Source organism: Bdellovibrio sp. HAGR004, from assembly GCF_055397015.1.
The window spans coordinates 904,641-925,274 of sequence record NZ_AP029176.1 but is presented as its reverse complement, the minus strand read 5'-3'; the positions used below and the strand labels follow the sequence as shown (position 1 = coordinate 925,274).

Genomic DNA, 20,634 nt, shown 5'->3' with positions numbered 1-20,634 from the left:
AATTACCTCTCACACTGCAGGGAAATAAATTCCCCGGACTGCAATGGATATTCCCTGAAGACAGGTGACATCTTCTGCATTTTTATGTCTTGCAGAATCACGCGCCCTCCGGAAGGATCCGGTAAAATAGCAGTAAATTCCAAAATAAGTTTTTGATGGAACTTGCGATTGCCAAGCTTCTGGCATTTCGCCTTTTCACTGCATATTTTTCCGTAATAAGGAGGCCAGGTCGTAGAGGAAATGATCCCTTCCAATCCCGCCAATGTTTCTGATAAGTTCACGGTTTGGTTATTCTCGCGTAAACCGCTCAGGCCACCAAAGGTGGGAACCACGCCAAGCTCACCCAGCGTCTGAATGGCAGGAAGGTTGTCAATCCCAACCGTGGCACCCTCAGTATTATAAAGGCGAACCAACATTTGTTTTAGTCCATTGAGAAAAATAGCATAATCGTCCGTGGGGTCCTGGAAAGTCGCAATCAGGCGATACCGGGATCCGGACTTAATAATCTGATCCTGGACCTTAAAGCTCATACCGCTCATAAACCCCTGCCAATTAGGTGGAACCAGTCCTCCATCCCACCATTCCTCAATCAGTTCAGGCCGTGCGTTCTTGGAAAGCTTGTAAAGTTCAATCTGACCCGTGAAAGGCTGGGTAAAATTCGAAGAGCTGGAACATTCACCATTCAGACAGCGACGTTCGCCGATATTGGAAACAAAAAAAGAAAGATCAAATTGAGTCATATTTTCGCGAGTGCGAATATTAACAGGCCCCCAATCGCCTTCAACATTATAAGTCGTCGGAAACCGAGGCACACCCTCGCCGAAATCATCGGATAGATCCAGCAGTCCCTTTTTGGGAGTGATATTGACATTAAAAGCACGACTGCCAATATGGCGAACATCGGTCGAAACGCCGGTGTCATCGCCGACAACCAGTGTATCTAAATTAGAGGTTCTTCCGAGGTTCTTGTGCCCTTACGCCGGGTAGAGTTCAAGTTTTCCGCAGTAGAACAAGATCGCGATTCGGTAGTTGGCAAAGTTTCTGAAGCCACGAGCATTGGCTTTGATGGATTGGATCTTCGAGTTGAACCCCTCCATCATCGCGTTGGTGATGTGGTGGCGTAAGTAGGTCAAGATGTTGTCGAGATGCCGGCGCATGAGCTTGGCGACGTCGCTCATCGGTTTAAGCCTGGAGTGCGTCGCCCACCAATACCATCGGTCGAAGAACTTTCTCGCCGAAGCTTGATACGTGTAGCTCCAAAACTCCGAGAACATCTCCTTCATCGACCACGCTCGCCCTGATTTAAGTTTATCCATGCGAAGCTCGTTGAACCGAGAGGTCTCGGCATCGCTCATGTTCTCGGGGTTTTTCAGAAACAGATATTTCGCACCTTTGAGTGTCTCGACATCGTCTTTCATAAACGCCCGATGCTCTTGGCGCCTCACTTTGTCGACCGCATCGCCCAAGTATTTTGAGATGTGGAACTTGTCGTGCACGATGTCGGCTTGGGGCGCATTCGTCTTTGTTGACGTGATGAAGGCGTCCCACATATCCATCGCAACAGCATCGATGCCGGATCTCGTCTCCTCTGGAAGCTTCTGCCAGAGTGAGTCTGTGGCCTCAAGTGTTCTGCCTTCGACGACATCTAGAACGCGTGCACCACCGATGTCGGTCATCAGTGAGGCGTACTTGTGACCTTTCAAAAAACTTTTCTCATCGATACCGACGTGTTTGATCTCATCAAGCTTGCGACGCTCAAGACCGCGTTCGACCGCGCGCTTTTGGATGTGATGGACCTGGTCCCACGAAAGCCCTAAAAGCCTTGCCGCCTCTTTGAGGCTCTTGGCGGCAATCATGACGTCAATCGCGAGCCTCTCAAAAAGCAGAGTGAAGCGAGAGTTCGGACCAGCCCATGGGACGTTGATTGTCTTCGCCCCATGCTCCTTGCAATCTGATCTTGGTACACGTGAGCGAATGATCGTTTGAAATTGCATCGTGTCCAAATGCCGCCACCTGCGCTCCTCGCGGTGATCTTTGATCGAACACGATCGCCCGCACTCGGGGCACTCCGGCTCGTGGCCTTTCGACCACTCGACATCAACCTCGACGAGACGATTTACGGTATCAAGGTTGACGTTAGTGACTGACCACGGCGGCACAAGACCGAGAAGCTGCTCGAACAACTGGTGTGAATCGGATGGATTTCTCATCCGAAAATCGAAGCTCATAAATTAAGCGAATTCAATTCGTGCGCGCCGGGCTACCCACAAAAAACTCGGAATACCCAAATTAGAGAATAGATCCTGCGCCTCTATACCCAATGACTTCAAATAGTCCGGATCGGTGCACTCAGACCGTAAAAGAGGCTGAACAGAAAAATCATTTTGCGCACGTATTTTCACGAAGCACATGCTTCCGCGCAGAAGCACGGCACTTTCATCGATTCTCTGGACCTGACAGAACTCCTGCTGGTCTTTCACAACCAAAGGAAGTCCGCGAGTGTCTGCCACACGCAAATCAATGCAACTGCGAATAAATTTGTACTGTCGTTGGAAATTATCCCGTGTCACCTGGGGAACATAGGAGGACACCGATCGGGAATTTTCAAGCTGGCACTTGCCAGGTTCATAGCTGTCAAAAATATAGCTGTCCTTTGACTCAGAAGAAGGTCCCCACTGAACCGAACCCAACGAAAACATCAGGAACTTACCTGCCTCTTCCTGACACTTGACCACCTTCGAAGCTGGTATTGACATTTGCCCAAGATAATCCGCCCAAGAGCGGTTTTGGGGTGAAATATTGATCTGAATTCGATCGTCGTTTTCAACAATACAGGCCGCCGAAGCCGGCGACCCTGTAAAAAGAAAGACGAACATAAGCAACAGAGACAGTTGCGTCCTGTTTTGATAATGCCAAGAGCTATTTACACATACATTCCACATATCCTGCCTCCGTCGCATACAGTTCTACAAATCCTTAGTCACAGTCTTTGCAACCGTTCTCAAGTTTTGCCATCTCAACTTTTGTGTGAGTGCAGATATCTGCACCATGTTTCTGCCATTTTCTGTGCTTAGCGTATTTTTTATCCAATCCATCTTTTTCTTCGAAGACGTAACGGATTTTACAGAACTTGGCAGCTCCACCTTTGTAATCCAATTCTTTGTACTGCTTGTCGATGATCTTCTTGAAGGAAGAAGACGTCGCTGGGTATGTGTCAGATTCATACTCGTAGTCAGCATTGTACGGATGGAAGTAGCTTAGGAAGTGCTCGTTGAACATTGGAAGGTCGTACTTCAACTCATCATCCTTGTCGTCACACTTGCCCTCGGCACAAGATCTTTCCTGCGTGGAGCAAATGATGTAAGCTTTCATCTTAAGATCAGACAAATCGCTGTAACCGTCACCATTGACTTTCAGACCGTAGTCAGAGACTGATGCTTCAGCCAGAAGATTCCATTTGGTTTCAAAGTGGCTGTAGTCGATCTGAGACCCACGATAGCAGATATCCACGAAGTATTTCGCGTTGTACAACTCACTGCCAAGGTTGAAGGCCAACTTTTCCAACACTTTGTGATAAGCTGTTTTTTCATCAAACAACTGGTTGAACTTTGGACTTTCGCCGGACACCACGTCAGCATGTGGATCCACACTGTCACCCCAAGGGCGGTAATTGGCGTGGAAGTAATTTCCAGTCTTGCGACCTTTGGAAGTCGTACACACGCAATTATTCTTATCATCTTCTTTACCACCACCTGGAGGGCCCGGAGGTCCGTGGTGACCACCACTGAAGTTCATGAACTTCGGTAGTTTTGCATGAGGCTTAGGACCATGATCATCCTCTTCTCCGCCCTTACAATCCAAACCGACACAGTCTCCAGAACACTTCTCATGTGTGATCGCCGTATAACATGCCACCTTATCACCTTCATGCGGATCATGAGTCATCAACCCGGCATTACAAGGATAGATGCTTGGACCCGAGCTGTTCACTCTGAAGCTATAGGTCACCTGAATGGCGTTGGCTTGCATCGCCATAAGTGTGACGGCAGTTGTTGCCATCGCCTTAAACATACGTTTCATGTTGTCTCCTTTCCCACTTAAGGGTGTTGTTGTAAAAAACTGATTTCTCAGTTCAAATTAAAAATTAATGGCGCGGTCAAAGGACGACTTCCAATGCCAGGCACACGAGGCTTCACCTCGAAAGATGAAGTCTGTCCGATATTGTTGCGGCAAAGCACATAGCTCAAAGCCATTGGCTGATGAACCTCATCCAACTTCACCGCCAGAAGGGCTGTTTCAGCAGCATCGCCACAGAAGGTGCGCAGCTCATTTACAAACGCTTCGCCACCCACGGGCGTGTAGTAGTTAAAAACACTTTTTATATCCAAAAGAACGTACTTCTCCATCCCCAGAAACCTCACCAATGCCTGTCGATCGTTCAGCTCTTGGGAAATCGCATAGGACTTGGATATTTCAGTGAACAACTGCCGAAGCAACGGCGACGTGGTTCCCGCACAATTGCGACAGTAAGGTTCTGGCCGTTGACATGCCGTCGGATTCTGACACAGGCTTTGGCAGTATGATGAAGAAGCCGTATCGCACGTGACTTGCGTGACCTTCACATAGGCACCCCCCGACTGCTTCATGTAATTGCTTTCCACCAGAAAGGCCGACGCCTGATTCGCCAGAAGTAAAACTGATATCACTAGAACACCTATCCACTTTTTCACTAGAAGCCCCAGATGTTATGGCCGATGGTTCGCCGACAGTCCTTGCTCATGCCGTACATGCCACCGAACTTTTCAAATGTTTTAAATTTCTTGCCGTCCTCAGAGCAGCTGTAACGAACCCGGACCTTGCCGTCACAGTAATCGGACTGAATGATAACTCCAGAGGAAGGCACGATATTTCCGTTACCGTCCGTCAGTTCCTCCAGCTCCAGATGTTGGACTTTTTCTCCGGTATAACGCTCGAAATAGTCCGCCGCTTTGGCAGCACAGATATTCTGGTAACAGCCCACACCCGCGGCCAGCTGCTCTACGCAGTGATCCGGGATTCCGCCATATCGCTTGTACGTTGCCACCACTTGGTTGACGTCAATTTCCTGCGAACGAGGAATGTTCACCTTGTCTTTCTTTGCAGTGATATAGCGATGGATACTCCGGAACAGGTACACGCCCAGCTTGATGGGATTTAGCGGCATTCCCCCACTGGAGACAGCGGCTCCTCCAGCAACACCCACAAAGTTGATTGAACATCCACCACAGTATGATTTGCTTGTCGGCGGAGCGCTGACCATTTCGCCTGGCGATCGCCCTACAACATCTCCCGCATCGCGGATCTTGCAATAGTTCACAGAAATTCCGTTAAACGCATAGAAACTAAAGTCCTTGGCACTATTGGGTGCTATCGAGACCGCGCAAGGAGCCCCCAGCAAAGGACCGAAGTCCGCCAACAAAGCCACTTCCATCTTTTCTTTCTGAATTTTCGGATCAAACTTCACTGCTCCATTACGGATAAGCGCATTCAAGCTGGTGACTTTCGGTGGCTTAAAATCAACATCAAGATACAGTGGCAAGGCATTCCACCCAAACAAGGCCGTGCTGGCAAGGTCTGCGACCAGTCGTTTGTTCGCGCGACGAGTCTGGAACCAAGGATCATAGACCTTGCACGCCTTTAGATCCGCATATGGATTAAAAACATCCGGCGTTGAAACAGTCGAGTTCACCGGCAAGAAGGCATCGGCATACTTAGCAACAGCATACAAATCAACCATGGCTTTAATCAGCTTACGGGAGCAATCAATCGCCGAAACGCAAATTGTATTTCCCGAATCATTAACACGCGACATATCCCATACCAAAAGAGGCGCTCCAAAACTCATTGGCTGCATTTCTGTTGCGGCGATAGTCGCTGGCGGCGGGATTTGCAAAAGCTCCCGGGCCCAGGCATGGAAACCACTCCTGTTGACTGTATAACCAGAAACATTCCAAATTCTTTCGCGCTCAAGACCATCACAGAAGGCCACAATGTTTTCAGCCACCTTGTCGAAGTATCGAGTCGCATCGGCAAGCTGCACATTCGAACCCTGGAAAGACCGCTGCATGACCTCCATCTGCTGGACCTTGTCGATGCCCGTCTTCATAAAATCCAGACGCTGATCGCCCGCCAAACGAGCCTCGGTACAAAGGTAATACAGCTCATCGCGATGTTGATTTGAATAGGTTTTGGCAAAAGCCAGTGGTCGAACAAATTCAGTCAGTTCGGCAGGAGTCATAGCTCCCCCGATGATGTTGAGAAACTGAATGGCACTTTGAACGCGATTTTTCATAGAACCACGTGCGGAAACATAGTTTTTGCGAAAATTCTCGACCCAATCAGAGGCATCATCGAAACTACGTGTCCCCAGGAAGTCGTCATTCACATCACGAGGACCGCGATTGACCACATCGTCTTCCGGACCGCGAGGGACTTCCTTTTTGTGTTCCGTCTTGTCTCCGTCCGGCCGAGCCAGCTCACGAATACTGTTCATGGAAAGCGTCGCAGCGTCACACTCAGGCTTTTCAATGCTTTTACAGCCGTTCGGAATCATCATAATAGATTCCTCAAGAGCTATAGAGCGGAACATCTGCCCGTATTCTGGCGCCACCTGCAGAGGAATGTTCGAATATCTCCACGCGAAAGACAGATAGATTTTTACGCTGTTCCAGAAGTCAAATCCGACAGAGGCAAACTCAACGGCGCGTGGAATTTTCAAATCAAGCTGGATTATGGAGTTGCGCGAATCAAGTGCCGCATCTTTACTTTCACAATCCGTTATATATCTCTCTTTTGCCAGAGCCGCCTGTGCCACATCCAACAGAACTGATTTATCCACCTCGACAGAGTTTAATTGTTCCTGCAGGGCAGAGAATCTTTTCACATAAAAACAGGCAACTCGGTCCGTTTTCTTCATGGACAAAAAGTGACTGCCATTGAATTTATCCAGACTTTCCCAGCGCAAACCAGCACCCTCGGAGTTGTCCCAGATTTTTGACAGATATCCATTTAGCTCAGGACAGTAGGTTTTGTTCTGACACTTTTCCACAATGGCGTTGTAACCTGTCAAAGTGGATTTCTTTAGATTGGTCGGTAGAAGAGGCAGTTGCCCGGCCAGCAACTTGTTCATGATCGCCTTGGTGAGGCGGGTCACTGCAATTCGAAACTGCTGCATGCCCTCAGCACTCATCGCCTCAGCATTAGACCCGATGTTCTTTCCAAGGGAGTAAACCATCTTTCCAGCATTGTATCCGTCCACCACGATAAACGCGGACTCTGTCGGAATCTCGGAGTCTACGGCACACTGAGCCCGGTTGGTGACTCGCAGCTTATTTAGCCCCAGAGAAGAAGCCACTTGCGCATAGGCACCCGTCGCCATTCCAAAAACCAGCAAACATAAAATCAAACTTTTAGCCATAGACCCCGCCTCCCCAAAAAAGACCTTAATTCATGCCACTGCCGCAAGAGCTGACTTTGTTCAGCATCGTCGTATAGAAAAGAACAACGATCTGATCTGCAGGAGAGAAGTTTCTTTTTACTGATCCGTCTGAGTTCACCATGTTATAAAGGTAGGTATTAACGAAACGGTATACCGCGGGGGTTACCAGAAGGTTTGATCGACATTTATAGTTTTTGTATGTCACCGTGATGCTGGCGAATCCATTGTTATCATTGCTGCCGTCATAGTCGCCGATGTAGATTGTATCTCCGTTGCCGCCGTTGGCGCGCCCATAGCCCACCTGGAACTGCACTGTCCAGCCAGAACCGCTGCTATCCTGTCCTACAATCTTACAAAGATTCCCCGAACAAGCGACGGCCATCTCATTCTCAATTTTTTTCTGAAGTTCAGCTTCCGAGTATTGAGGCAGCGGGCGCGGAGTAAACTCATCACTTCCACTTTCAAACTCACTTGCACTGACCTGCATGGATGTCGCCAGAAGAATACCGCCAAGAAGCATTTTGAAATTCATAAATTTCCCTTTCTGATTTCCTTGATTGGAAAAACAAAAAAACTTTTGAGTAAATACTTCTAACCGCAAGTATCGCGAGCTCACAAAATACGAATCTGCAATTAAAGGATTTGTAACTTTATTTTCTCCACCCCCAGAAATGAGAAAGGCCGCTGACTTTATCAGCGGCCTTTCTAGAGTTTCTTCTTTTTTTGCGAACAACTAGAATGTCACAGGACTCATGTGTGGAACTTTGCCTGCATCAGAGTTTCCGATGATCATACCACGCACTCGAGAGTGACGAGTCGCTGGTTCGAACGGCAGACCTTTGTACTTAGGTGACTGCATCGCTGGAACCCAGCTGCCGGATCTATCAACAGTCCATTCACGGAAGTACATGTTGATATGTGTGCCTTCGACAAGATAGTCAATCGTCGCACCAGGACCAGCCAATTTCATAGCTGCTCTGAATGTAAACAGATTTTCTGCCATACCTTCACCGAAGGTACCATAAGCTGCAGCAAACGCCTTAGGATCTGAATTCATAGTTTTGTACATAGTCTTCAGAGCATAGTACATTTTGCTTGCGGCCTCCGCAGTCTTGCGAATGGTCGTATTCAGACAAGAGCCTGGCAGACGTCCACCACCATCAATCATACACAAATCATATGGATCATTGCGTTCGTTGAAGTATGGATAGATCAGGTCCGTTGCCTTGTCGATAAAGTCATCCTGACTCAGTTTTTGAGCAGCCTTCATCAGATTCATCGTATTGGTGTCATCGAAGTTCACGTTGAATTCAATGCCCGTGTAACCCAGATCACGATCAGGAACACCCACCATCAACGAATCAATACCTGTTTTCTTAACCAGAGCATAGATACCCGCTTTCAGACGGTTGCCATTGCTTTGCTCATGTTTGAAGGCGTAAGAGTAGGTACCGAACATACTATCCATGCGTGCTTTCGTATCCCAGTTCTGTACAGAGTACTTCGCACCGTAGAACATAAAGTCTTTCTCTTTATGTTTGAACCAGAAGCGAGAATCCTCGGAATCAGAGAAGATACCGTAATGCACAACCGCGGTGTTGCGATCTAAGTGCATGTCAGATGTCGTGAACGAGCTGACTTTGCCTTTGCTGTATGTTTTGTCCCAAATAATAGGGATAGACAGCGACTTGCTGACTACACGGCCTGTGGAGACAGAACGGAATGTCTCAACTTTCAGAACTGGTGCACGCTCGACCAGATTTCTTGGTTTTTGTACCGCAAAGTTTTCTGATGCCAAAACGTTTCCGCGAATCACGTCTTCATAAGCCTTGCGTCCCGTGTCTGTAGACAGGTCAAACAGGAATGAGAAGCCGTCATCGGCATAGCGGAATTCACTCAAGCTCAAGGTCAGGATAGAAACGTTTGTGAACATAGAGAAGCTGTTCAGCTTACCTTTGGTCATTTTTACGTAAGCCTGATCAGAGCCCACTTTTTCAACATAGGTTTCCCAAGTACCATTAGCAAGTTTGGCTACACCCGCTCCGACTGGGCCAAAACCGGCGCCTGCAGAGAAGATAACACCACCATGTCCAATGTAGGTGATGCTGTCACCCGGATCCCAAGTATCCAGATCACTTGCATCTTTAGGTACCTGCCAGCGTCCGCCCATATTGCGGGCTTTCTCCAGAGTACTGACATAACGGACAGACTCTGTTTCTTTACCCACGATTGGTAGAACTCCGACGTAACCCCAGAAGTGCTGACGCAGTCCTGTGGCATTGTCGAACCAGAAGCGTACCTGAGCGCCCAAACCAACTTCGATGGAACCATAGACGGTTTTTTGGAAACCATCACGATAGTCGCCATAGATCAAAGTGTCGCTGCTTGGTCGATAATCATACTTCACGATGGACTTCGGCTGAACATTGCGGAAGTGTGGCGTCAAGTTGACGATGTACTGACCATAATCAAAGCTCAAGTGGAACAAAGGCTTCAGTTTGGCCTTGAACTCGTTTTTATCTTCATCGTCATAGCCAGTGGAAGAACTGCTTGCACTAGTCGTCGAGGTCGACGTGGACGTCGATGTGGATGTGGACGTTGACGTGGATACCGTATCATCCCCTCGGGTCGTAGCTGTCGAAGTTGACGTTGGACCATAAGTGGTTGCAGTCGTCACAGTTGTGTAACCGGTACTGTAAGTAGTCTGACCTGTAGCCTGCCCGGTCGTGTATCCCGTTGAGTATCCGGTGGAATATCCTGTAGAGTAACCGGTTGTATAACCCGTAGAATAGCCAGTAGAGCCATGGTTCCCCTTGGTTCCGTTATTTCCGTTATTTCCGTTATTGCCGTTATTTCCGTTATTTCCGTTATTTCCGTTATTTCCGTTATTACCGTTATTGCCGTTATTGCCGTTGTTACCGTTGTTACCGTTATTACCGTTGTTACCGTTATTACCGTTATTACCGTTATTACCGTTATTACCGTTGTTGCCGTTGTTGCCGTTATTACGTAACCACTGCATAAAACGCGTCTAGGAACTGAAATCAATATCCAGCATGCTGCGATTCATGAAAACACAGCGTGCGAACCAACTAATAGAAGAAATCCAAGAGCTGACTCGGCAATATCATTCCGAAGTGAGCTCCGTCAGAAAACCTTGGCCGAAATCCATAAAGTCCAGAATCCAAGAATTATTTGCCCTGGATGTACCAGTTAAAGCAACAGCCCAACAAATCGACATCCCCTATGCAACTATTATGTCGTGGCGATTGAAGCCCAAGAAAAATATTAAATCTGACTTTCATGCATTAACAGTCCAACCAGGTCCAACTGTCACAGTTGGACCTTCATTAGAAGAAAAAACTAATCTGGGTCTAACTGTGACGGTTAGAACTCCAGAAGGATATATTTTAGAGATACCAGAATCTATTGCCGTAAAAACCATCCTTGAACTTCAGCGAGGTAAATCATGTTTTTAGACCGCAAGGGGCTTCGGGCATTTGTATATCGCGAAAGTATCGACATGCGGTGTGGTTTTGAAAGATTACATTCTTTATGTGTCCATCAAATGCAGGCGATTATGGATCAGGGACATGTGTATTTGTTCTTCGGGAAAAACCGTAAGCGCATCAAAGCTATTTTCTATGATGGGACAGGGCTGGTACTGATTTCAAAACGTATGGAAAAAGGGAACTTTATGTCTTTGGCCGAACTATTGGGGCGATCGGAGGTCAGTTTGTCAGAATTAAAGCTGATTTTCCACGGAAGTGTGATCAGAACACCTATTGTTGACCGCTCTATGGCAGCTTTAGCGCCACAAATCCCAGTGACGCAAAGGGAAGCTGTTGATCTTCCGCAAGGGTTTTTACAAACTCCCGGCTGATGGATGAAAGAACTCGAAAAATTATTGAAAGCGAAAAAGATCCCCGCATATTGCAGGCACTTCTGTCGCAAGCTCTCGAGTTCATTGCACAGCAAAAACTATTAGTTGCCAAACTTCAAGAGGAGCAAGCGCTTAGCCTGCAGTCTAAATTCAACCTAGATGAGCGTATAAAGCTGCTCCGTAGAAGTATTTTTGGTAAATCCACTGAAAAACGAGCTGAAGCCACAGATCGTCCTCGTGACAAAAGCCAAACCGAGGCTATGTTATTCAGCCAAGCGGCGTTCCCTGCTGAAGTGTCACGTGAAGAGCAAAAGAAAAATAAATGGTCAGGTTTACCTAGCTGCGAAGTTGCGCACCATCTTTCAGATGACGAACTTAATGAAGAAGCAAAACTTCGTGGTATCGACAATCCACATCCATCAATGTGGAAAAATACGGGTCTTTATGATGAATCTTTTCAAATACAAATCATTGAAAGATCCTATGTCAAAGAAATCCACAAGAAGTATAAATATAAACTGGATCCAAAGTTCATTCCAGACTCAGATAAAGAAGTTATTATCACTGCCAATGGCCCTTCGGGCCTATTGCCAGGAATGAACTATTCAACTGACTTTGTTATCAGTGTTGTGGCTGATAAATATATCAGCCACATGCCCTTAGAAAGACAGACCCGAGAAATGGAATCGCTGGGTTTAAAAGGGATCCAAAATAGTACTCTCTCAAGATTGTCTGGACTTGCAGCTGCTAGTCTTGAACCTGTACAAGCTGAAATTCTCAAAGAATTGAAATCAAGCGATCTTGCCTTACACCTGGATGAAACCCCTTGGAAAATCCAAGATAAGACTGAAAAAGATGGCTACATGTGGGTGGTAAGCAATCGTTACGGTAGTCATTATTGTTTTAAGCCCACCAGATCAGGACAAGTTGTTAAGGATTTTTTGAGTGGATACAGTGGACCTGTCGTTACTGATGGTTATGTTGGATACAACATACTAGCGAAATTAGAAATTCCCCAAGCATTCTGTTGGGCACATGCACGCAGAGAATTTATAAAAATTGAAGACCACGATCCAACAGTAAAACCAATCTTAGATGATATTGATCGATTATTTGAAATTGAAAGAGAGGCTTCCTCTTTTGAAGACCTTTTGCGGCTACGAAAAGAGAAAAGTCAGTTGATTACCGAGGGTCTTCATAAAAATCTCATAGGAGAGTACTCAAATTCACGCCCTGGCAGTCAGAAAAGAAAGGCTATAGAGTATCTCACAGAAAGGTGGGCCGGATTTATGTTGTTCTTAAATGATAACCGTATTCCTCTTTCAAACAATGAGGCCGAACGTACGATCCGTCATGCTGTAGTCGGAAGAAAGAATTATTACGGATCTGGAAATCACGCTGGCGCAGATACCGCCGCCACACTTTTCACTGTAATTGAATCTTGTAAAAAGAATGACCTTGATCCGCGAAGTTATTTGTCGATGGCTCTGCATTTAGTCGCTGCGGGAAAAGCTCCGCCCACGCCATTGGCACATGCTCGGGCTCTTCGTCAATAGCGCGTATTACGCAGGGTTCACGTTATTACCGTTATTACCGTTGTTACCGTTATTCCCGTTATTACCGTTGTTACCGTTATTCCCGTTATTCCCGTTGTTAACGTTGTTTCCGTTATTACCGTTATTTACGTTATTACCGTTGTTACCGTTGTTACCGTTGTTAACGTTGTTTCCGTTATTACCGTTATTACCGTTATTACCGTTATTACCGTTATTTACGTTATTACCGTTATTCCCATTGTTAACGTTGTTTCCGTTATTACCGTTATTACCGTTATTACCGTTATTTACGTTATTACCGTTATTCCCGTTGTTAACGTTGTTTCCGTTGTTACCGTTATTTACGTTATTACCGTTATTCCCGTTGTTAACGTTGTTTCCGTTATTCCCTGGAGTTGCCCCTATAAAAACGGACAGGTCAGACCGCTCGGTTAATTTCTCTTCTGTACTGCCTGGGTGACTTCATTCGCAATGCTTTATGTGGTGCGTTTTCATTGTAGTCCTCAAACCAAGCATCTAATTGCTCAATAACCCGGGCTGCTGACGAAAGATCCCCAAGCCACACGTAATCCCTTTTGAAGGTTTTCACGAAGGCTTCCGCCATGCCATTGCTTTCTGGGCTGTAGCTCGGAGTTGTTCTGATATCCAGACCCAGTGAATGTCCGAAGCGAACGGTTTCATGCGCAGTATAGCCGGGCCCATTGTCGGTTAGCCATTGTACGACATGAGGCACTCTTTTGACTTTACCAAAGCGCTGCTCAACCGTTTCCATCATGAGATCGCGAACCAAACCTCCATCAATTCCTCTTGTGCTTGCGACATATGTAATCGACTCTCGGTCATGGCAATCGAGAGAGAAGGCCACTTGAACCTGTTCCCCATTCCAGCATTGAATTCCGAAGGCATCGCTGCACCATCTGACATCTGATTTGATCGTTGAAACCTTGCCATCATGGCTTCGAATAGGTCGGCCAGTGTGGCGTTGCAACAGGAGACCGTTCTGCTTCATGATTCTGTAGACACGCTTGTAGTTGATCTTCTCGTCGACCTTCTTCCGTAGTAAAGCCGTTACTCTGCGATATCCGTAAGTAGCCCTTTGATCGACAATTTCCCGTATTAATGGCAATAGGCGACTATCATCGTCTTTTACGATTTTCTTTTTCATTTTCAAAACCTGATTGTTTTTGATTTTCTCTGCTAAGTGGCTCCGAGAGACTTCGAGGGCACGACAAACTGTCGTTATTCGAAATCTTCGACTCCGGGCAACGGTTTGCGCGAGATAAGTTTTTTTTCGCGACCGATCCGAACAGCTTCTTTAAGGACTTCAACTTCTTCAGTTTTCTGTCCAAGAAGGCGCTCAAGGCGTTTGATCCGCTCTTGAGCCTTATTTAGCTCAGACTCTGGAATCACACGTTCTTCTTTGTCGATTGCCGTAAGAGCTCCGTTTTCCATCTGCCTCTTCCAATTGAATAGTTGCGCAGGAGATATACCATACTTCCTGGCCACATACGAGACCGTATGCCCAGGTTCGTAAGTCTCTTCAACCATTAGCTTTTTCTCTGCTGGCGCCCACCTTCTGCGGCGCTGGACCGAGGTGATAACCTCAACTTTACGCCCTCTGGGCAACTCATAAGAACTATCATTATTCATAGTCATACTCCTATCATTAGGAGCGGACCGTCATGTCCGGTTTAAATGGGGAGCACTACACTATGGGATTGCAGGTGACAACAATACTTACATCACAAATCCAACTATATCTTGTGTTAAATAGTGATAGATTTGCTCCTGGAGGTTTCTTCAGGAGCAAATATGCTTAATCACCTAAGCTTTCAATAGAAATAAAGCCGGTGGCTCTTTCCGGAGTCAGCTCTCCTTTGGCGTCACGAGAGAAGCCGATAATATCCACCGTCCCGGAAGACTGGAAGGATGTCGAGGTATTCAAACCACCGCAGACAATCGGACATGTCGTGGAAACAATTTGAGCCGGTGTATATCTCTCCGCCGTGCTGGTCGGTTTTTTATAGCTTGGGATTTCCGGCCCACCCACAGCAGCTTCCCCTTTTGCATACCAGATTTCATTCAAAGCCAGAAGATTATCTCCTGCGAACTCACAGATGTACGTACCACCGGAGAATTGAGGTCCTTGGAACTTCAGACGAATCGTCGCTACGATAAGTGTCTTTTCAGTGTTTGGCCACGCAATGTTCAAGTATTGAACCTGAAAAAAAGCTGCTCCCACATCATTTGGAGAAGGGTTCGATTGATCCTCCGTAGCCTTCGTCAAACAGCTTTTCGCCGAGGCATTGATCACGTAAGTGCGTGTCGTTCCCATCTGCACCATCAGGTCACTGGTGTTTTCCGAACAACTGGGCAGAAAGACTGCAACAGTGGAAGCCAAAAGCAGAACTTTTAGAAATCTCATGTGTCGCCCCTTTCTAGAGATCCGTCGTGCCCGGAGTCATTGTTCCCGAACCCACCTGACCTAAAATTCGCGGTGTCAGGAAGATCAACAGTTCAGATTTTTCTTTCGTGATATTTTTGGTCTTGAACAAGTGGCCCAGAACCGGGATTTCGCGGAACCAAGGCACCCCAGTTTCCCCGTCAGTCGCGTCACTTTGATAGATACCACCGATAACGGCAGTCTGTCCGTTCTTAACCAAAATACGGGTATTGGCTTCACGACTGTTCACCGCAAAGGCCCCTTGACCCGCACTACTCACGTCAGCTCCACGGAACTGTCTGTTCACAAGCACTTTCATTATAACAGATCCGTCCGCCGTTACTTGCGGAGTCACATCCAGCTTCAGAGTCAATGGCTTGAACTGGAACGTTTCCTGAGTCGCCGTCCCGTTTTGAGTCACCTGACGAACCGGAACTTCCGTCGTTTGACTGATTTCAGCTTTCTCGTTGGACATGGTCGAAATTCTTGGAGCCGAGATGATTTTCACCTGGTCGTTGATTTCGTTCAAAGACAACGCAGCTGAAAGAGTTCCGAAGATATCCAAAGTCCCCACGTTCAAACCGAAATTCAAAGCCCCGTTTTGGCCGGCGGCTGAGGAGTTCACATTAAAGCTTGGATTCATATTCACAGGACCACGAGCCGTGCTGCCCAGTTTGATCGGTGCACCGGAAGCACTCCAGTTGATCCCGATATTTCTGGTGAAGTTTTCCGAAGCTTCCACGATTTTACCCTCGATGGAAACCTGTGGTGGCTGCGTATCCAGGCTTTGAATCAATTTCGCCGCACGCTCCAGATTTTCTTCGATGTCTGTCACAACCAGGGCATTGGTACGAACATCGCCCACAACTTTGCCGCGATCACCCAGGAAGTCTTTGATTTTCTTTTCCAGCTCGTCCACTTTTGCGTAGCTGACCGGGAACATGCGAACCTTCAGCGGCTCCAGATTTCGGCGCGCTTGAGCCAGCTTGGTGGCATCATCCTCTTCCGCCTTCAAATCCTGAACCGGAGCAATTCGCAGGACGTTGCCCTGACGAGTGTAACCCAGCTTTTTGGCTTGCATCAGAACCACCAAAGCCTGATCCCAAGGAACCTGGCGCAGTTTCAAACTGACGGCGCCCTTCACATCCTCGGAAATCACCATGTTTACGCCAGATTCTTCCGTGATGAAGTTCAAAGCGTCACGGATGTCCATGTTATTGGTCTCGATGGAAATCTTTTTGCCGTAGAATTTGGTGTTGCCTGCCAGGAACTCTGTCAGATTCTGACTTGGAAGGATTTTGTTATCCCCCATCGCGTTGCTGACATCAGTCACTTCCACTGACTCTGCCGGAGCGGCACCCGTACCACTGGCCACGATCAGCAGGCTGTTTCCTTCCTGCTGAACAGTGGGTTCACCCACACCGTCACGCAGTTGGATCACAAAACGTGCTGTTGAAGAGCCCGGATTCTGATAAGCATCAATAGCGCCTACGCTGCCTTTGATGTCTTTGGTGTTCAAAGAACGCTTCAGACGATCCGGCAGATTGGCGTTGTCCACTTCAATAATGTACTGGTTCAGATCGGGATTCGTGCGCGTTGTATACGTCAACGGGCGATCCCCTTGCACGATCACCGTTCCGCCTGTTTCGTTGGCGCGGAACTTAAGATCCGTGATATTCGCCGGAGCTGCAGAGGGCGCTGTTGCAAACGAATCCTGCGCCGGAGGCGCCGTTTCCGTCACCGTCGGCTGTTCAGCAAATGGATCCGGAGTGGTTTCAACCACTGTTGGTTCTGGTGCGGCCGTCTCTTCCGTTGCAGGAGCCGGGACATCCGCCACAGAACTGTCCGCGAACGGATCTTCTGTCGGATTGGATTCTTCTGTCGCAGCAGGAGCATCCTGAGCCACCTGTTGATCCTCGGATCCGCCAGCCTGATTCACTTCCTCTTCAATCGCCAGATCCTGGTCACCCGCAGGAGCGGACTCCGCCTGAGCCGGTTGATTGTCAATTTCATCGAATTCAGCAAAATCACTGTCGGCACTGGACGGTGCCGCTTCTTCAGCAGGCGCAACCTCTGCAGAGGAATCAAATCCATCCAGGGACAAATCGTCTTCCACCGGCTGACTTGCACAAGAGGTCAAAGAGGCAATCATTGCACTCAGGATTAACAATCTAATGAATCCGTTCATTAGTTCCTCCTAAAACTTAGAATACTATTTTTTCAATTCCATCACGCGGGGCTCTTTAAAGGCTTTGCCATCTTCGTACTTGGTTTCCATCACGACGACTTCACCCTCGCGAATGGTCGCCACAAATCCTTCGCTACGACCCACTTTGGAATTTTTAGTCACTACAAATACAGCCCCATCGGGATCTCTGATCATCGCACGAGGCGTCTTCACATCCCACAAAATACCCACAACCTGCAAACGATCAATTTCCCAACGTTGCAAAGGCTCAAGCACTTCGTTTTGCTTGGCAGTCTCTGGCAAAATAGGACGGACTGTCTTAAACACCTTAAACGGATCACGCTTGCCCGTAGGATCGTAAACATAACCATCGCGAGGCACAATTTCCTGCACCGGAGGAGGTGCCGTCACCGCATCACCCACCGGCATATCCTGCGCAGGCGGAGCCGGTACTTGCGTAGGCTCTGCCGGCGGCGGCGGAACGTCCTTCGCTGCCGCAGGAGGAGTGGCCCCTGCTGGAGGCACTTGTGTGGACTCGACCTCTTTTAGGAACTCAGCAGGCAAATCTCCGTTCGACGGAGCGTCCTGAGAATGAGCCGGCGCCATGAACTTCATGCTGACCGCAAAGGCCAGCCAAAGCCCCAAGGATGCCACTAAAATGTAAGATACAATCCATCTTACAGATTTCACTGCTGATTCTCCGTCGCTGCCGGTTTCTTTTCTTCCGGAGCCAGTTTATAACCCACTACCTGTCCTTCAAACTTCAATTTCTTTGAACCCGGCTCGGCTTCGCTTAGAACAATGTTCTGCACACGGGCCATACGCTCGGCTGTGGAAACCAGGAAAGTGAACTGAGCCAGTTCGGCATAACTTCCCTCCAGAATCACTTCCACCGGAACCTCTTCCACAACTTCTTTTTTGATGTTCTCACCCGGTTTTTTCGATTTCACACTGACACCAGCATTCCGGGCAAAGTCATCGATCGCCTTGTTGATATCAATTGAGAACAACACCGCCGGCAATCGACGGGAGATCTCCTGATACTTCTGGCTGAGCTGACCGACTTTTTCCTGCATTTCCTGCACTTGTTTCAAAGTCGCATCCGTGTCTTTTTTCTTGTTTTCCTCTTCCTGCAGCTGCTGATTCACAGTTGCAATCTGAGCGTCGACGGCAGAACCATCATCATAGATGAAGTTCCAGTACAACCCCGTCAGGGCCAACCCGATCACCAGAATTTTTCCAATCGTTTGAACCGCGAGAGTGTCAAATAACTTATTCATTTGGTCTCTCCAGTAAACAACTGATCTCAAACTTCTTCAAACTTACCCCGTCCTGCACGGACTCGCTGGAGCTGACCAAGTTCACGTCCATTAAGAACACACTTTTTGTCAGAGCCTCCAGGAACTGAGATACTTCAAAGTCACTCAAAGCCAGCCCCTGAATGTTCACGCGGTCCGGATTGATCTGCACCCGGGTCAACCAGGCTTTTTCCGGAATCACGGTTTGCAAAAGATCCAGAACGCGGATTTCGCGCTGACGATCTTTGGAGATCTTTTCCAAAGCGGAAATACGAGCCTCCATTAAAGCCTCGTCCTCCTTAAATTTCTTAATTTCAGCCACGGAATCTGCAGCCTTGGCGTTATAAGACTGTAGTTCGGCCAAAATCTGATTCTTGGAATTCAGTTCAGCCACTTTGGTCGGCACATTCTGATTCTCATAGATATACAGAGCCAAAGGTCCCACAACCAAAAGCACAAGGCGCTTTAGTGCCTCTTTGCGAATTTCCTCGGCCCCCATGAAGGATTCGGTGGAAATTCCCAGCGAAGACCCCAGTGAGGCACCCGCAGCTCCTGAGCCTGATCCATTGGCAAGATTAATCTTAATCATGTGGAGTCCCCCTGCTGGCGCAAAGCCAGTCCGGTGACAACACCTGCAAAAGCGCTGATCTGATCAAGATACTCAGGTGAGAATTTTTTAGGATTGGCCTTCACGCGCAGGAATGGATTGAACTGTTCCATCATAATGCCCGTAACCCGCGACACCGTCTCAACCAGACCGGAGGTTGCCGAGCTCCCCCCGGTGTAGAAACAACGGTTCAAGACAAGGCCATTGGTGGTCGCACTGAGGAAGTCCAAACTGCTGCGAATTTCTTCCGTCACGGCTTCGTTCGTCGCACTGATAATGCTGTGAACCTCATCCGGAACCTCACGACGGGATATGGCACTGAGCTTTAAAGCCTCGGCTTCCGCCACGGTCACACCCATAGCTTTATGAATTTCGTTGGTGTAGTTGGCGCCGCCAACTGGGATATCACGACAGAAGATGACCTCGCCGTTTTGCAGAACCACGAAATTGGTGATGGAAGCGCCGAAGTTCAGGATGCCGACGACTTCACCAGGAATCTTGCCATAGTTCAGTTCAAAGGCATTGGCCAGGGCAAAACCACTGACGTCCAAAACGCTGCAGTTCAGACCGCTCACTTCAATGACCTGAGTGTACTGGCTGACAAGTTCGTTTTGTGCGGCAATCAACAAGATATCCATCGCATCAGGCGAAGAACTGGTGTTCAGAATATGGTGCGCCAGACTGATGTTGTTGATATCAAAAGGAATATACTGCTCGGCCTCAAAGCGGATCTGATCCTTGATCAGCTTGCGATCCATCTTCGGGATCGTGATCTTTTTCACGATCACGGCGGTTCCCCACATGGCTGTGGCGATGCCCTTGCGTTTGGTTTTCACTTCAGCAATCAGTTGCTGAATCGCGATTCCCACCGAACCGATATCCACAATTTCCCCGCCAGACACGGCGTTGGGAGGCGTTGGTGCAAAACCAAAAGAGAGAAGCTGGGCGCCTTTGCCACTGACGTCCATTTCAGCAAGTTTGATGGAGCTCGATCCGATGTCGAGTCCGATGACTTTTTTCGATTTAAAAAACATGCTTTCGCTGCTTCCCCAGTTGTACCACTCAGATGTCTTTTCAAAGACTTACGTCTTTAGACACAAGTCTAACATACTAAAATTATTTCTGCTTGGGTGGGGAATGTCAAACAAGGGTCGAGGCCATACCCAAAGGTCCAGCCTCGGT

At 47.9% G+C, this 20,634-nt stretch carries 18 protein-coding genes; 3 read left to right on the top strand and 15 right to left on the bottom strand.

What is annotated here, in order from left to right:
- Positions 1-2: 2 nt before the first annotated feature.
- The 8 genes from ACZ5ZV_RS04715 to ACZ5ZV_RS04680 form a co-directional block, all read right to left on the bottom strand.
- Positions 3-812 carry a hypothetical protein gene (locus ACZ5ZV_RS04715; protein WP_464120261.1) on the bottom strand — a complete coding sequence of 270 codons (810 nt, stop codon included), beginning with the start codon at positions 810-812 and terminating at the stop codon, positions 3-5.
- A gap of 162 nt (positions 813-974) precedes the next feature.
- The gene (locus ACZ5ZV_RS04710; RefSeq protein ID WP_464117565.1) at positions 975-2,210 is read right to left on the bottom strand and encodes an ISL3 family transposase; all 1,236 of its coding nucleotides are present in this window, start codon (positions 2,208-2,210) and stop codon (positions 975-977) included.
- A 21-nt stretch (positions 2,211-2,231) separates the two neighbouring features.
- On the bottom strand, positions 2,232-2,756 hold the full coding sequence (locus tag ACZ5ZV_RS04705; RefSeq protein ID WP_464120260.1) for a hypothetical protein: 525 nt from the start codon (positions 2,754-2,756) through the stop codon (positions 2,232-2,234).
- A 220-nt stretch (positions 2,757-2,976) separates the two neighbouring features.
- Entirely contained in the window at positions 2,977-4,080 is a 1,104-nt protein-coding gene (locus ACZ5ZV_RS04700; protein ID WP_464120259.1) for a hypothetical protein, read from the bottom strand.
- Positions 4,081-4,127: 47 nt separating this feature from the next.
- Positions 4,128-4,730: a hypothetical protein gene (locus ACZ5ZV_RS04695; RefSeq protein WP_464120258.1), complete on the bottom strand. Its 603-nt coding sequence runs from the start codon at positions 4,728-4,730 to the stop codon at positions 4,128-4,130.
- Positions 4,730-7,456 carry a hypothetical protein gene (locus tag ACZ5ZV_RS04690; protein WP_464120257.1) on the bottom strand — a complete coding sequence of 909 codons (2,727 nt, stop codon included), beginning with the start codon at positions 7,454-7,456 and terminating at the stop codon, positions 4,730-4,732. Before ACZ5ZV_RS04690 ends, ACZ5ZV_RS04695 begins: the two co-directional genes overlap by 1 nt.
- A gap of 25 nt (positions 7,457-7,481) precedes the next feature.
- Positions 7,482-8,009, bottom strand: coding sequence for a protease (locus ACZ5ZV_RS04685; RefSeq protein ID WP_464120256.1), 528 nt, complete (start codon positions 8,007-8,009; stop codon positions 7,482-7,484).
- A gap of 201 nt (positions 8,010-8,210) precedes the next feature.
- A complete protein-coding gene (locus ACZ5ZV_RS04680) occupies positions 8,211-10,499 on the bottom strand; it encodes a hypothetical protein (RefSeq protein WP_464120255.1) in 2,289 nt (762 codons plus the stop codon).
- Between the two features lie 46 nt (positions 10,500-10,545).
- On the opposite strand from ACZ5ZV_RS04680, the gene ACZ5ZV_RS04675 reads away from it, so the two are divergent.
- The 3 genes from ACZ5ZV_RS04675 to tnpC are packed head-to-tail and all read left to right on the top strand — an operon-like array spanning position 10,546 to position 12,916.
- Complete coding sequence (locus tag ACZ5ZV_RS04675; protein WP_464118793.1) at positions 10,546-10,956, top strand: hypothetical protein; 411 nt, start codon at positions 10,546-10,548, stop codon at positions 10,954-10,956.
- Positions 10,947-11,360, top strand: coding sequence for an IS66 family insertion sequence element accessory protein TnpB (gene tnpB / locus ACZ5ZV_RS04670; protein WP_464118794.1), 414 nt, complete (start codon positions 10,947-10,949; stop codon positions 11,358-11,360). Before ACZ5ZV_RS04675 ends, tnpB begins: the two co-directional genes overlap by 10 nt.
- A complete protein-coding gene (gene tnpC, locus ACZ5ZV_RS04665; protein WP_464118795.1) occupies positions 11,360-12,916 on the top strand; it encodes an IS66 family transposase in 1,557 nt (518 codons plus the stop codon). Before tnpB ends, tnpC begins: the two co-directional genes overlap by 1 nt.
- 418 nt (positions 12,917-13,334) lie before the next feature.
- On the opposite strand, the gene ACZ5ZV_RS04660 is transcribed toward tnpC, so the two are convergent.
- The 7 genes from ACZ5ZV_RS04660 to pilM form a co-directional block, all read right to left on the bottom strand.
- Positions 13,335-14,566, bottom strand: a protein-coding gene (locus ACZ5ZV_RS04660; protein WP_464118138.1) for an IS3 family transposase whose coding sequence is annotated in 2 segments (ribosomal slippage) — positions 13,335-14,209 and positions 14,209-14,566 — 1,233 coding nt in all. Because the reading frame shifts where the segments join, the coding sequence is not laid out codon by codon here.
- A gap of 166 nt (positions 14,567-14,732) precedes the next feature.
- Positions 14,733-15,341 carry a hypothetical protein gene (locus tag ACZ5ZV_RS04655; protein ID WP_464120254.1) on the bottom strand — a complete coding sequence of 203 codons (609 nt, stop codon included), beginning with the start codon at positions 15,339-15,341 and terminating at the stop codon, positions 14,733-14,735.
- A 13-nt stretch (positions 15,342-15,354) separates the two neighbouring features.
- On the bottom strand, positions 15,355-17,547 hold the full coding sequence (locus ACZ5ZV_RS04650; protein WP_464120253.1) for a type IV pilus secretin PilQ: 2,193 nt from the start codon (positions 17,545-17,547) through the stop codon (positions 15,355-15,357).
- A gap of 24 nt (positions 17,548-17,571) precedes the next feature.
- Positions 17,572-18,237: a pilus assembly protein PilP gene (locus ACZ5ZV_RS04645; RefSeq protein ID WP_464120252.1), complete on the bottom strand. Its 666-nt coding sequence runs from the start codon at positions 18,235-18,237 to the stop codon at positions 17,572-17,574.
- The gene (locus ACZ5ZV_RS04640; protein ID WP_464120251.1) at positions 18,234-18,827 is read right to left on the bottom strand and encodes a type IV pilus inner membrane component PilO; all 594 of its coding nucleotides are present in this window, start codon (positions 18,825-18,827) and stop codon (positions 18,234-18,236) included. The genes ACZ5ZV_RS04645 and ACZ5ZV_RS04640 overlap by 4 nt, the downstream gene beginning before the upstream one ends.
- The gene (locus tag ACZ5ZV_RS04635) at positions 18,820-19,434 is read right to left on the bottom strand and encodes a PilN domain-containing protein (RefSeq protein ID WP_464120250.1); all 615 of its coding nucleotides are present in this window, start codon (positions 19,432-19,434) and stop codon (positions 18,820-18,822) included. Before ACZ5ZV_RS04635 ends, ACZ5ZV_RS04640 begins: the two co-directional genes overlap by 8 nt.
- Positions 19,431-20,486: a type IV pilus assembly protein PilM gene (gene pilM / locus ACZ5ZV_RS04630; RefSeq protein ID WP_464120249.1), complete on the bottom strand. Its 1,056-nt coding sequence runs from the start codon at positions 20,484-20,486 to the stop codon at positions 19,431-19,433. The genes ACZ5ZV_RS04635 and pilM overlap by 4 nt, the downstream gene beginning before the upstream one ends.
- Between the last annotated feature and the right edge of the window lie 148 nt (positions 20,487-20,634).

Excerpts from the sequence above, each read along its gene's own strand:
- ACZ5ZV_RS04710 (WP_464117565.1), bottom strand. The coding sequence starts at position 2,210 with ATGAGAAATCCATCCGATTCACACCAGTTGTTCGAGCAGCTTCTCGGT.
- ACZ5ZV_RS04705 (WP_464120260.1), bottom strand. The coding sequence starts at position 2,756 with ATGTCAATACCAGCTTCGAAGGTGGTCAAGTGTCAGGAAGAGGCAGGT.
- ACZ5ZV_RS04700 (WP_464120259.1), bottom strand. The coding sequence starts at position 4,080 with ATGAAACGTATGTTTAAGGCGATGGCAACAACTGCCGTCACACTTATG.
- ACZ5ZV_RS04690 (WP_464120257.1), bottom strand. The coding sequence starts at position 7,456 with ATGGCTAAAAGTTTGATTTTATGTTTGCTGGTTTTTGGAATGGCGACG.
- ACZ5ZV_RS04685 (WP_464120256.1), bottom strand. The coding sequence starts at position 8,009 with ATGAATTTCAAAATGCTTCTTGGCGGTATTCTTCTGGCGACATCCATG.
- ACZ5ZV_RS04680 (WP_464120255.1), bottom strand. The coding sequence starts at position 10,499 with ATGCAGTGGTTACGTAATAACGGCAACAACGGCAACAACGGTAATAAC.
- ACZ5ZV_RS04675 (WP_464118793.1), top strand. The coding sequence starts at position 10,546 with ATGAAAACACAGCGTGCGAACCAACTAATAGAAGAAATCCAAGAGCTG.
- tnpB (WP_464118794.1), top strand. The coding sequence starts at position 10,947 with ATGTTTTTAGACCGCAAGGGGCTTCGGGCATTTGTATATCGCGAAAGT.
- tnpC (WP_464118795.1), top strand. The coding sequence starts at position 11,360 with ATGGATGAAAGAACTCGAAAAATTATTGAAAGCGAAAAAGATCCCCGC.
- ACZ5ZV_RS04655 (WP_464120254.1), bottom strand. The coding sequence starts at position 15,341 with ATGAGATTTCTAAAAGTTCTGCTTTTGGCTTCCACTGTTGCAGTCTTT.
- ACZ5ZV_RS04650 (WP_464120253.1), bottom strand. The coding sequence starts at position 17,547 with ATGAACGGATTCATTAGATTGTTAATCCTGAGTGCAATGATTGCCTCT.
- ACZ5ZV_RS04640 (WP_464120251.1), bottom strand. The coding sequence starts at position 18,827 with ATGAATAAGTTATTTGACACTCTCGCGGTTCAAACGATTGGAAAAATT.
- ACZ5ZV_RS04635 (WP_464120250.1), bottom strand. The coding sequence starts at position 19,434 with ATGATTAAGATTAATCTTGCCAATGGATCAGGCTCAGGAGCTGCGGGT.
- pilM (WP_464120249.1), bottom strand. The coding sequence starts at position 20,486 with ATGTTTTTTAAATCGAAAAAAGTCATCGGACTCGACATCGGATCGAGC.